Origin of the sequence: Halosegnis longus, from assembly GCF_009663395.1 — an archaeon.
GTDB lineage: Archaea > Halobacteriota > Halobacteria > Halobacteriales > Haloarculaceae > Halosegnis > Halosegnis longus.
Genome location: NZ_QKNW01000001.1, coordinates 462,988 through 474,516 on the forward strand (window position 1 = coordinate 462,988; position 11,529 = coordinate 474,516).

Consider the following 11,529-nt stretch of genomic DNA (forward strand, 5'->3'; position numbering starts at 1 on the left):
GCAATCGTTGCCGGGCCGACGCATGTGGGAAGCTTTTACCCGCTGATTCGCGAGTTTACACATACGATGTCAGAACGTGGAGCGACGTCCGACTCGCTCGATACCACTCTCCCTGCGCCCGACTCGACGGACCGCATCCACCACAACCCCAGCGCGGCGACCCTCCGTTCGCTGTCCGCCCACCTGGAGACGGAGACAGAGTTCGGCGCGCCCTCCTACGTGAGCGAGCAGCGCTCGCGCCAGTCGGAGTTCACCCGCAACGACACGGACAGCGACTTCGACGCCGAGGATTACACTCACGTCGAGACGGCCCTCGACGGCGTCCGCGAGAGCGACCGCGAGTTCGTCTGTCTCGACCTGCAGGTGGGTCGCCACCCCGACCACACCTACGACGCACGCTACTTCGTCCCCGCCGAGCAGGCGCGTATTGCCCTCTCGCTCACCCGCCTGTTCGAGCGGAGCGAGTTCGACGAGCCGGATTTCTGCACCGTCCAGCTCCCCGACCACGACACGCTCGCCATCCGCACGCTCGTCGACGAGGGTATCACGACCGTCCTCGGCAGCGACTACACCGGCGAGGCCAAGAAGTCCTTCCTCCGGCTGTTCATGCAGCGGACGAAGGCCGCGGGCGGACTCGGACTCCACGCCGGCAGCAAGCGCGTCACCCTCGAAGACGACGGCGACACCCGCGAGGTCGGCCAGCTGTTCTTGGGGCTGTCCGCGACGGGCAAATCGACGCTGACCGCCCACGGACTCGGCCTCTCGGGCGCGGAGTCCGCGACCATGCTACAGGACGACGTGTGTGCGCTCCTCCCGGACGGCACCGTCGCCGGCAGCGAGGGGAACGGGCTGTACGTGAAGACCATCGGACTCGACCGCGAGGAACAGCCCGCCGTCTACGACGCCGTCACCGACGAGTCCGCGGTGTTGGAAAACGTCGACGTGAGCGAGGACGGCACCGTCGACTTCGACAGCGACCGATACACCACGAACGGGCGGGCCGCCATCCTCCGCGACCGACTCGCCTCCGCGGGCGAGGATATCGACCTCGAAGAGGTGAATCAGGTCTTCTTCATCACGCGCAATCCCGCGATGCCGCCGGTGACGAAGCTGGATTCGGCGTCGGCGGCCGCCGCGTTCATGCTCGGCGAGTCGATTCAGACCTCGGCGGGCGACCCGGACGCGGCGGGCGAGGCGATTCGCGTCGTCGGCACGAACCCGTTCATCGTCGGCTCCGAAGGGAAGGAGGGGAACCGCTTTCGCGACCTCATCGAATCGCTCGACGTGGAGTGTTATCTGCTCAACACCGGCCGCGTCGGCGAGCGCGACATCGGCGTCACGGAGTCGGTGACGATTCTGCGCGAACTCGCCCGCGGGTCGGTGTCGTGGCGCGAGGACGGCGACACCGGCCTGTCGGTGCCCGCCGACCTCGACGGCGTCGATATCGAGCAGTTCGACGTGACCGCGAACCTGGCGGACGCGTCCGCGCGACTGGCCGAGCTGCGCGAGGAGCGGCGCGCGTATCTGGCCGCGTTCGAGGACCTCGACGACGCCATCGTCGACGCCGTTTACTGAGCCGTCCGTCGCGGGGGGATTTTGTACGCGCGCACCGACGCGTCGGTATGACCGCCCCGAGTGGCTCCGACTCTCGCCGCGAACAGGTCGAGTTCTACCTGCTCGACCACGAGACGCCGGCGGGGAAAGCCGTCGATATCGGGCTGCTCGTGTTGAATCTGCTGTTCGTACTCGTGCTCGTCGTCGACACGTATCCGTTGGCTCCGGGCACCGAGACGGCGCTGTTGCGGTTTGAGATGCTCGTGAGCGTCGTGCTCGCGGGCGAGTACGTGCTCCGCATCTACAGCGCTTCGAACCGCGTCGCGGAGCTGTTGAACCCCTACACGATTGTCGACGGGGTGTCGATTCTGCCGGCGCTCGCGGTGTTGCTCGTGCCGAATCTCGGCGTCGGCGCGCTCGAAGTCGGGCTGTTGCGCGCGCTGCGTGTCGCCCGCGTCCTCCGATTGTACCGGTTCACCGACGACGAGGTGTTCTTCTTCGGTCGCATCGAGGAGGAGACGCTCCGTGGACTGCGGCTGCTGCTCACCGTCTTGACCATCTTCTTCATCTCCGCCGGACTGTTCTATACGGTCGAGCAGGGGCCGAATCCCGGCGTCGAGACGTTCGGAGACGCCTTCTACTACGTCGTCGTCACGCTGACGACGGTCGGCTTCGGCGACATCACGCCCGTCACGCCGGCGGGTCGGTGGGTGACGGTCGCGAGCATCCTGGCCGGCGTGCTCGTCGTCCCGTGGCAGGCCGGCCGTATCGTCCGGGAGTGGACGGCGAGTGACAAGGAGGACGTGACCTGCCCGCAGTGTGGGCTCTCGTATCACGACCCCGACGCCTCCCACTGCAAGGCGTGTGGCCACGTCATCTACCAGGAGTTCGACTCCCGGTAGAACGAACCACTTTTTGCCCGATTGTCGGAACCGACGACATGGAGCGACTCCGCGACTCACTGCACGACGCGCCCATCATCGACAAGGACGGCTACGAGTATCTCGTCCATCCCATCTCGAACGGAGTGCCCGTGCTCGACCCCGCACTCCTGCGCGAGGTCGTCGTCGGCATGGTCCGGCGGGCGGACTTGGAGGTGGACAAAATCGTCGCCCCTGAGGCGATGGGTATCCACATCGCCACGGCCCTCTCGCTCCAGACGGACGTGCCGCTCGTCGTCATCCGGAAACGCGAGTACGGGCTGGCGGGTGAGGTCGCGCTCCACCAACAGACCGGCTACTCCTCCTCGGAGATGTTCATCAACGACGTGGAGCCGGGCGACCGCGTCCTCATCGTGGACGACCTGCTCTCGACGGGCGGGACGCTCGCAGCCATCTGTGGTGCGCTCGACGACATCGGGGCCGACATCGCCGATATCGTCGTCGCACTCCGCAAGGTCGGCGACAACGCCTTAGACGAGACGGACTACGACGTGAAATCGCTCCTCGACATCACGGTCGCTGACGGCGAGGTCACCATCCACGACTGAGCCGTCCACGTTCGTGACGCAGTAATGCAGTAGTGTGTATATCATCGCCGTCTAAATGCCGATTCTGTGCGCCGATGCGGAACAATTTTACACGAAGGTGTGTACCGACCGGTATGTCAGAATCGGAGATGGACATCGAGTACGGCATCGACGAGCAGCCGCCGCCGCTGAAGGCGGTGTTGCTTGGTCTCCAGCATCTCGCGGTGATGATTGTGCCCGCGACGGCGGTCGCGTACGTCGTCGGTGGCGCGGTCGGCCTCTCCGCGAGCGACCTCACCTACACGGTGCAGATGGTGTTGCTCTTTTCCGGGATTGCGACGGTCGTCCAGTCGTACGGGGCCGGCGTCGTCGGCGCGCGACTCCCCGTCGTGATGGGGTCGAGTTTCACCTTCGTCGGTGCGGCAATCGCCATCGGGAACAACTACGGGCTGGCGACTGTGTTCGGCTCGATTCTCGTCACCGGCGTGCTCGTCGAGTGGCTCATCGGCTGGCAGTTCAAGCGCATCGAGGAGTACTTCCCGCCGCTGGTCACCGGGCTGGTCGTGCTCATCATCGGGCTGTACCTCGTTCCCATCGGCTTCGAGTACGCCGCCGGCGGCGCACCCGTCGACGGGCCGCAGTTCGGTGCCTTGTACAATCTCGGACTCGCCGCGCTCGTGCTCGTGGTCGCGGTCGTCCTGAACCTCGCGACCGACGGGCTGACGCGGATTTTGAGCACGCTCGCGGCTATCGTCGTCGGCTACGTCGCCGCCATCGCGCTCACCCTCGGCTCCGGGCTTGCGTTGGTGAGTTTCGAGGCCGTCGGCCAGGCCGCGTGGCTCGCGCTCCCACAGCCGGGCCGGTTCGGCGTCCCCGAGTTCCGCCCCGTCCCGATTGCGACCTTCGCATTCTTATTTCTCGTCTCCGCGATGGAGACGGTCGGTGACATGTCCGGCGTGACCAGCGCCGAGGGGCGCAATCCGACCGACGAGGAGTTCCGCGGCGGGCTGTTCACCGACGGGCTGTTCTCGTCGGTGGGTGCGGCGTTCGGTGCCTACCCCATCACCTCCTTCTCCCAGAACGTCGGCATCGTGAACTTCACCGGCGTGTTGAGCCGGTACGTCGTCACCGTCACCGGCGTCCTGCTCGCCGTCCTGGGGCTCTCGCCGAAGGTCGGCGCGGTCGTGACGACGATTCCGAGCGCCGTCTTCGGCGGCGCAGTCCTGCTGATGGCCGGGATGGTCGCCGCCAGCGGCGCGCGGCTCATCACCATCCACTGTGAGATGAACCGCCGGAACATGACCGTCATGGGCGTCTCGCTCGGGCTGGGACTGGGCGTCGCGACGGCCCCGAGCGCGGCCTTCGCACAGCTCCCGCAGTGGGCGAGCACGTTCTTCAGTCAGGCAGTCATCATGACGGGGCTGTCGGCGCTCCTGCTGAACACGTTCGCACCCGGCACGCAGAGCCCGCTGTTCGGCGGCGAGCCGGAGACCGAACCGCCGCTCGAAGAGCCGGTCGGAAGCGACGACTGAGTCGGCGGGCGGTTTTGTGGCGGCGGCGCGTACCCCGCGGTATGGACCTGGACCAGTTCGCCGACGACACGCCCGCCGACGACGCCGACCCGGACGCGCGCTGTTGTGTCGTCGCGACCCAACAGGAGACGTTCGGGCGGTGTCGCGACGGCATCTACCCGTCGCCCCGGTCGTACGACCGCACCCGTCGCGCGTTCGACTACATGGCCTTCTACCGGACCGCACCCGTCTCCGCGATTACCCACTACGCACCCGTCGAGGCGCGCGTCGAACAGCGCCGCGGCGAGTCCGGCCCGATGACCGACGACGACTGGGCGACACTCATCGACCCCTTCTCCGACGAGCGCGTGGTCGTCGTCTTCGAACTCGGCGACCTCGTCCCGCTCGATACGTCCGTCGAGAACGACCAGAACGGGGTTCGGGGCGCGTGGTACTGCAGTGTCGAGGACCTCCGTGTGGCCGGGACGCTGTCGGCGTTAGCAGACCGCGCCGAGACCTGATTACGACTCGATGACGGCGTCACACCGCAGACACAACACCGTGTTCACGACGTGGTTGATGTCGTTCGCGCCGCAGTCGGGACACTCGTAGCTGTCGTTGCCGTACTCGGTCGAGCCGCGAGGCGCGTGGAGATGGCCCGCCCGTTCGCGGGCGTCGAGATACGACGGCAGGCGAGCGCGGGCGAACCGGACCCGGCGCGCGAGCGCGTCCGAGCCGTCGCCGTGGATGTCGTCCCACGCGTCGTCGTCCGGGCGCGACAGTTGGGTGAGCAGGTCGGTTCCGGCCTGCAGCAGTGGCTCCGTCGTCGCGCCGGCGGGGTCCTCGACGCTCGCCGCGGCGTACGCCTCGCTCGCGCGGTCGTAGGCGGCACTCGCCTTCTCGTCGTTGCCGGCGACGACCTGACAGTGGCCGATCCACTCCTCGCAGGCGGCCGCCGCGAGCGGGTCGGCGTCGCGTCGGTAATCCGTCGCGACGAGTCGAGCCTGGAGCGCGCGGTTGTGGGCGGTCGTCTCGTCGCCGGCGATACGGGCCGCGACCCCGGCGAGCAGGAGATACCGAAGTCCGTCGCCGGCGCTCGTCCGGTCGTCGGTGAGGGTGCGCTCGAACCCCTCGTAGCCGGCCATCGTCCCGTACGCCCCGAGGGTGTAGCCGTCGACGATGTCGGGCCACCGCTCGGTGTGAAGCGTGCGAATCGCGCGGGCGGCGTGGTCGCGGTCGGACATGGGGGAAGGAGGGGACCACGCCGGGGAGTCGTTCGGGTAGCGGCAACGCGTTCAGTAACAGCGCGCGTCGACCCGCTCGTCGTAGAGCCGCTGACACAGCGTCGTTATCGGCCCGGTGCCGATCGTGATACCGTCGACGGATTCGATTGGCCGAAGTTCCCACGTCGAGTTCGTCAGGAAGGCCTCGTCGGCCTCGCGCACGTCGTCGAGGTCGTACTCGCCGGTCTCGACGGGAAACGACTCGCCGCGGGCGATATCGAGGACGTGCTCGCGGGTGATTCCGGGAAGCAGTTCCCCGCGCTCTGGCGTTTTCAACACGCCGTCGCGCACAAAAAAGAGGTTGCTCGTCGTCCCCTCCTGCACGCGGCCGGACTGGTCGCGCATGAGGGCCTCGTCGGGCTGGTGGTCCTCGGTCGCCGCGCGTCTGAGTTCGAGTCGCGCCATGATGCCGTTGAGATAGTTGTGGGTCTTCGCGTCGGCCGGAACGGCGTTCGAGGGGACCCGCCGGGTCGTCACCGTCTGGACCGTCGCCGGGTCGTCCCAGACGCGGTCGCCCTCCAGTCCGCCACGCGGGAGCGGCTTGACGACGACCACGACGGTCGGGTCGGTCGCCGGCTTGGGCGTGAGCTTCCCCGACTGGACGCCGCGGGTCACCGACACCCGGACGTAGGCGTCGTCGAGGTCGTTCGCCGCGAGCGTCTCGTCTACGCGCTCGGTCAGGTCGTCGGGGACGGCCTCGGCCATCCCGAGCGTCTCGCAGGTGGCGTCGAGTCGGTCCCGGTGTTCGTCCCACGCGAACACCTCGCCGCCGTAGGCGCGGCAGGTCTCGAAGGCGGCGTCGCCGTAGCGGAACCCCCGGTCGTCGACGCTGACGGTGGCGTCCTCGCGAGCGACGAGGTCGCCGTCGACGTGATACTCCATACCGACACCACGGCCGGGGGCTACCTCGGTCTGTCGGACCGAGCGAGTGAAGGCGACGGCTCCCCCAGTCGGTGTATGTTCTCGGTCGTCGGCTGCTCGAACTGCGACGAACTGTGGGTCGTGGAGGGGCGACCCGACACCACCCGGTGTCGCCGGTGTGGCACCCGCCGGCAGTTCTCGAAGCTGAAGAAGTTCGCCGAGACCGACACCGCCGAGGCCGCCAAGAACGTCCGCTCGGTGATGAAACAGCGGCAGGCCGGCGACGACTCCGACCTCGACGACTTCGTGACGATGGGCGAGGAGGCCGCCGACGCCGGGATCGACGACGCCGACTACCTCGACGCGGTCGGGGTCGACAGCGCGGCCGTCGCCGAGGCCGGCACGGTCGAGTCTGGTCGCTCGCTGTCGAAGCGCGAGGCCGTCGAGACGGCGCTCGATGAGTTGGACCGGCCGACGACGGACGCGATCGCCGAGTTCGCGGCCGAACACGGCGCGAGCCGCGACTACGTCGAGCGCGCGCTCGACAAGCTGGAGCGCGCCGGCGAGATAACGGCGTCGGGGGGTGAGTACCGCAGGCTGTGAGCGATTCGAGGGGCGACTCGAACGGCGACTGGGAGCCGGACCCCGAGTGGGACGACCCCGGCAGCGACGGCGAGCCGGTCGGCTGGCCCGGAGTATCGGAGTTAGACCTCGTCTCTATCGTGGTTGGGACCATCGTCGGGATTGCCGGCCTCCTGTTGTTCCTCCAGCCGTCGGTGCGCGTAATCGAACTGTTCGGCGTACGGATTCCGACGTTCGTGCTTTCTTCCGGTGTGCTCTCGCTCGGCTTCGCGGTTGGCGCGCCGGCGTATCTTCGACGGGGGTACTGGCTCCGCGGGGTCGCCCACGCCATCGGCGCGGTCGGCTTCGGCGGGCTCTTCTTCGCCGCCGGCTTCGGGAGCCTACTGTTGCTGTGGGCGGGGCTTGCGGTCATCATCGGCGGTGTGCTCTTTCTTGCCGCCGAGTCGCGGAAGTTGGAGTAGTCAAGCGGTCGTAGCTCCTCGGTTGCACGCGACGGCACTGGGGACGAGTATCAGTGTACACCGACGTGTCGCCACGGCCCGAGCGAGACGCACGACCGGGAACAGATTCATCTGTTAACGTCGTTAACGATTCTGTATGGGAACCAAACATCTCCGGGTGGACGAGGACCTCCACGCCTACATCAAATCGGAGCGTCGGGACGGCGAGACGCTCAACGAGACGCTAAAGCGGCTGCTCGACGGCTACTCGCTCACACAGTTCGCGGACGATGCCGCCGAACTCGACCTTGAGTTCAGCGTTGAGGAAGCCACGGACGGCGCGGTCGACGCCACGCCACCGGGGACGGAGTCGTGATTGTCGACACGCAGTATCTCGGCGCGTTGGCCGACCAGGACGCCGCCGCACGAGAGAAGGCGGGGGAACTCAGCGGCGCCGCCGTCCCGATTCGTGTGCCGACGGCCGTCGTCTGGGAGGCGTACACCGGGCTTGGAAACATCGCCGCTGAATCAGATGCTACCGCGCTCCGCAGCCTCTACGAGCGTCTGTTACAGTCACACTCGTCGCTGGAGATGACACCGGATATCGCCAAGCGTGCGGGAGAGCTGAACGGAACACACATGAACTCGGACACGCGCTCACAGCTTGACGGCGCAGACTCCGTCGTCGCGGCTCACGGTCTCTCCCTCGGTGAGCCGGTCATCTCCAACGATAGCGATTTTCAGGACGTAGAGGGGCTCGACGTCGTGACCTACTGACCGAGACAGATTCGACTGAACAGTTACGTCCGGTAAAGCGCGTGTCGAGCAGTCGTGTATGAGTTTCCGTCGATATTCGTCGGCGAGTGACGTTACCGCCCCAACTCCTCGTGGGCGCTGGCGAGATGTGAGGAGGCGAGCGCGCCGAGCAATGAGAGTTCACCGCCGAGCGCGGCGGTCGTAATCACTTCCGCGAGCGCGTCGGCGTTGGAGCCGGCGGGGTCGCCGCCGCCCCGCACCCCGACCACGTCGAGGGATTCGGCCTGTGTCGGGAGCTTCGTCCCGCCGCCGACGGTACCAACTTCGAGGGAGGCGATCGAGAGGGAGGCGTACAGCGTGTCGCCGCCATCGCGCACGTCGACGGTCGTGATGGCGTTGCTCCCCTCGACCACCTGCGCGATGTCTTGCCCGGTGGCGAGGAAGGCGGCGGCGATGGTGTTTGCGGCGTGGGCGTTGAAGCCGAGCGAGCCGGCCTTCGCCGAGCCGACGAGGTTCTTGCGCGTGTTCGCCTCGGCGATGGCTTCCGGCGTCGTCTTCAACACGTCGGCGACGGTCTCGCGCGAGAGGGTCACGTCGGCGCTGACGGTGCGCCCGCGCCCGTTGACGGCGTTGACGGCGGCGGGCTTCTTGTCCGAACAGAGATTGCCCGAGAGGGCGACGAGCTCGGCGGGCGTCTCGGCCTCGATGTGTTCTGCGGCCTCCTGAGTGGCGATGGTGGCCATGTTCATCCCCATCGCGTCCTTCGTGTCGTAGGCGAACCGGACGAAGACGCTGTCGCCGACGACGTGCGGGGTCGCGCTCGTGAGTTCGCCGTGGCTCGTGGTCGATTCGGCCGTCTCGGCCAGCGCGTCGAAGTTCTCGCGCACCCACGCGGCGACCTCGGCGGCCTCGCCCACGTCGGCGACGCGGAACACCGGCGCGCGCGTCATCGCGTTCTGGAGGACGCGGGCCGTCGCGCCGCCGTCCGTCCGCATCGCCGCACAGCCGCGGTTGACGGAGGCGAGCAGCGCCCCCTCGGTCGTCGCGAGCGGGAGATACTTCTCGCCCGACACCGCGCCGTCGTCGTCGCCGTCGTTGATTTGGATGGGACCGACCATCCCCATCGGGACCTGTGCGCCGCCGATGAGGTTCTCGACGGCGGTCTCGGTCGCCTGCTCGGCGTCGAAGGCGTAGTCGGCGACGGTCGTCAGGTCGGCTCCCGTCTCGTCGGCCAGCAGTCGGCGGCGGGCCGCGGCGGCGGTGACGGCGTCGACTTCGTCGTCGAGTTCGTGCAGCCGGAGGTCGCCGTCCTGCACGCGCTGGGCGAGGGTCTCGGGGTCGGGTGTCTCGGTCATACGGGTGGGTCGAAGCGACGGGTCAAACCGTTTTGCATCCGACGCATGCCCGAACGCTTACCGACCGTCCCGCCGACCGACGAGTATGACAGCGCCAGCCGACACCATCCTCACCGACGCCGAGGTACACACGCTCGGCGACCCCGACGAGACGTACGGTGCGATCGCGATTCGCGACGGCCGCGTCGTCCGGCTCGCCGACAGCTACGAAATCGAGTTCCTCGAAGGCGCGGAGACGGAGGTCATCGACTGTGATGGGAAGGTGGTCCTTCCCGGCTTCGTCGACGCCCACACCCACCTGGAGATGGTCGGTCGCCACCTCGTCCACGCCGACCTCCGGGACGTGTCCTCGCCCGAGGCGGCCGTCGACCGACTCCACGAGCGCGCGAGCGAGACGGACGGCCCGGTCCTCGGTTACGGCTACGACGAGTCGACGTGGGACGAGAGCCGGTATCTCACGACCGCCGACCTGAATCCCGTGACCGACGACCGGCCGGTCGTCGCCTTCCGCGAGGATATGCACACGGCGTCGGTCAACGGCGCCGCGCTCACCGAGTACCGGTCGGCGATGCCCGACGAGGACGTACAGACCGAAGGCGGCGAGCCGACCGGCGTGCTCGTCGAGGAGGCGGTCGGGGCGCTCTTCTCGGCGTTCGACCCCGGCGTCGAGGGCACCGAGGACCTGCTTCGGGCCGCACAGGAGCACGCGAACGCGCTCGGCGTCACCGGCATCCACGACATGTGTCGCCGGAGTCACAAGCCCCGCGTCTTCCGTGACCTCGACGCGCGCGACGAGCTAACGCTTCGTGTCCGACTCAACTACTGGGAGAACCACACCGACGCCGTCGTTGAGACGGGGCTGCGCTCGGGCTACGGGAGCCCGATGGTCCAGACGGGGGCGATAAAGACGTTTACCGACGGGAGCTTCGGCGGGCGCACGGCCAAGCTGCGTGAGCCGTACAGCGACGACGAGAGCACGGACGGTCAGTGGGTCGTCGACCCCGAAGAACTGGAGGGGATGGTCGCCGCCGCGGTGGAGGCGGACCTCCAGTTCACGGCCCACGCCATCGGCGACGCGGCCGTCGCCGAGACGCTGGACGTGCTCGCGGCCCACGATAGCGACCGGCTGCGCCACCGCATCGAGCACGCCGAACTCCTGACCGACGACCTCGTGGAACGGTTCGCGGAGACGGGCGTCGTCGCCTCCGTCCAGCCGAACTTCCTGAAGTGGGCGCGCGACGGCGGGCTGTACGAGTCGCGACTCGGTGACCGCCGCAGCGAGGTGATGCCGTTCCGCGAGCTGCTCGACGCCGGCGTCCCGCTCGCGTTCGGGTCGGACTGCATGCCGCTCGACCCACTCTTTGGCATCGAGCAGGCCGTCACCGCGCCCGAACCGAGCCAGCGGCTCACCGTCACCGAGGCGCTGCGCGCGTACACCTACGGCGGTGCCTACGCCGCCGGTCGCGAGGCGGAGTTGGGCACCCTCGACGTTGGAAAGCGGGCCGATATCGTCGTGCTCGACGAGTCGCCGTGGGAAGCCGCCGGAGACGCGGTGGCCGACATCGGCGTGACCCGGACGCTCGTCGACGGCGACACCGTCTACGAGGCGTAACGCGGCGACGTTTTGCTGTTGCCGTCGGTTGGAGAGCGACAGCCACGCACAGAGCAGAGAGTGGCTACTTTGCCACTCACCAGTCCTTATTGAAGACAAAATCTTTT

The 11,529-nt window shown here is 67.8% G+C and carries 13 protein-coding genes; 10 read left to right on the plus strand and 3 right to left on the minus strand.

Annotated features, from left to right (window positions below; translation table 11 throughout):
- Positions 1-66 precede the first annotated feature (66 nt).
- The 5 genes from DM818_RS02535 to DM818_RS02555 all read left to right on the plus strand — a co-directional run bounded on the left by DM818_RS02535 (position 67) and on the right by DM818_RS02555 (position 5,054).
- On the plus strand, positions 67-1,575 hold the full coding sequence (locus tag DM818_RS02535) for a phosphoenolpyruvate carboxykinase (ATP) (RefSeq protein WP_153952262.1): 1,509 nt from the start codon (positions 67-69) through the stop codon (positions 1,573-1,575).
- Positions 1,576-1,622: 47 nt separating this feature from the next.
- Positions 1,623-2,456, plus strand: a complete 834-nt coding sequence (locus DM818_RS02540) for an ion transporter (protein WP_153952263.1) — start codon at positions 1,623-1,625, stop codon at positions 2,454-2,456.
- A gap of 38 nt (positions 2,457-2,494) precedes the next feature.
- Complete coding sequence (gene hpt, locus DM818_RS02545) at positions 2,495-3,043, plus strand: hypoxanthine/guanine phosphoribosyltransferase (RefSeq protein WP_075938230.1); 549 nt, start codon at positions 2,495-2,497, stop codon at positions 3,041-3,043.
- Between the two features lie 113 nt (positions 3,044-3,156).
- On the plus strand, positions 3,157-4,554 hold the full coding sequence (locus tag DM818_RS02550) for a uracil-xanthine permease family protein (RefSeq protein WP_123123890.1): 1,398 nt from the start codon (positions 3,157-3,159) through the stop codon (positions 4,552-4,554).
- A gap of 41 nt (positions 4,555-4,595) precedes the next feature.
- Positions 4,596-5,054, plus strand: coding sequence for a hypothetical protein (locus DM818_RS02555; protein WP_123123889.1), 459 nt, complete (start codon positions 4,596-4,598; stop codon positions 5,052-5,054).
- On the opposite strand, the gene DM818_RS02560 is transcribed toward DM818_RS02555, so the two are convergent.
- Both DM818_RS02560 and DM818_RS02565 read right to left on the minus strand, forming a co-directional pair.
- On the minus strand, positions 5,055-5,777 hold the full coding sequence (locus DM818_RS02560; RefSeq protein WP_123123888.1) for a hypothetical protein: 723 nt from the start codon (positions 5,775-5,777) through the stop codon (positions 5,055-5,057).
- Positions 5,778-5,828: 51 nt separating this feature from the next.
- Complete coding sequence (locus DM818_RS02565; RefSeq protein ID WP_153952264.1) at positions 5,829-6,698, minus strand: aminotransferase class IV; 870 nt, start codon at positions 6,696-6,698, stop codon at positions 5,829-5,831.
- 75 nt (positions 6,699-6,773) lie between these two features.
- On the opposite strand from DM818_RS02565, the gene DM818_RS02570 reads away from it, so the two are divergent.
- From DM818_RS02570 to DM818_RS02585, 4 genes are all read left to right on the plus strand, one after another.
- Positions 6,774-7,280, plus strand: a complete 507-nt coding sequence (locus tag DM818_RS02570) for a DUF5817 domain-containing protein (protein WP_123123887.1) — start codon at positions 6,774-6,776, stop codon at positions 7,278-7,280.
- The gene (locus DM818_RS02575) at positions 7,277-7,720 is read left to right on the plus strand and encodes a hypothetical protein (RefSeq protein ID WP_235907903.1); all 444 of its coding nucleotides are present in this window, start codon (positions 7,277-7,279) and stop codon (positions 7,718-7,720) included. The genes DM818_RS02570 and DM818_RS02575 overlap by 4 nt, the downstream gene beginning before the upstream one ends.
- Before the next feature lie 136 nt (positions 7,721-7,856).
- Positions 7,857-8,075 (plus strand): hypothetical protein, encoded by a 219-nt coding sequence (locus tag DM818_RS02580; RefSeq protein WP_075938224.1) that lies wholly within the window; start codon positions 7,857-7,859, stop codon positions 8,073-8,075.
- A complete protein-coding gene (locus DM818_RS02585) occupies positions 8,072-8,476 on the plus strand; it encodes a PIN domain-containing protein (protein ID WP_123123886.1) in 405 nt (134 codons plus the stop codon). The genes DM818_RS02580 and DM818_RS02585 overlap by 4 nt, the downstream gene beginning before the upstream one ends.
- Positions 8,477-8,568: 92 nt before the next feature.
- Here the strand turns inward: DM818_RS02585 and hmgA are convergent, their stop codons facing one another.
- Positions 8,569-9,810, minus strand: coding sequence for a hydroxymethylglutaryl-CoA reductase (NADPH) (hmgA, locus tag DM818_RS02590; protein WP_123123885.1), 1,242 nt, complete (start codon positions 9,808-9,810; stop codon positions 8,569-8,571).
- A gap of 85 nt (positions 9,811-9,895) precedes the next feature.
- On the opposite strand from hmgA, the gene DM818_RS02595 reads away from it, so the two are divergent.
- Positions 9,896-11,422 (plus strand): amidohydrolase, encoded by a 1,527-nt coding sequence (locus DM818_RS02595; RefSeq protein ID WP_123123884.1) that lies wholly within the window; start codon positions 9,896-9,898, stop codon positions 11,420-11,422.
- Positions 11,423-11,529: the final 107 nt, after the last annotated feature.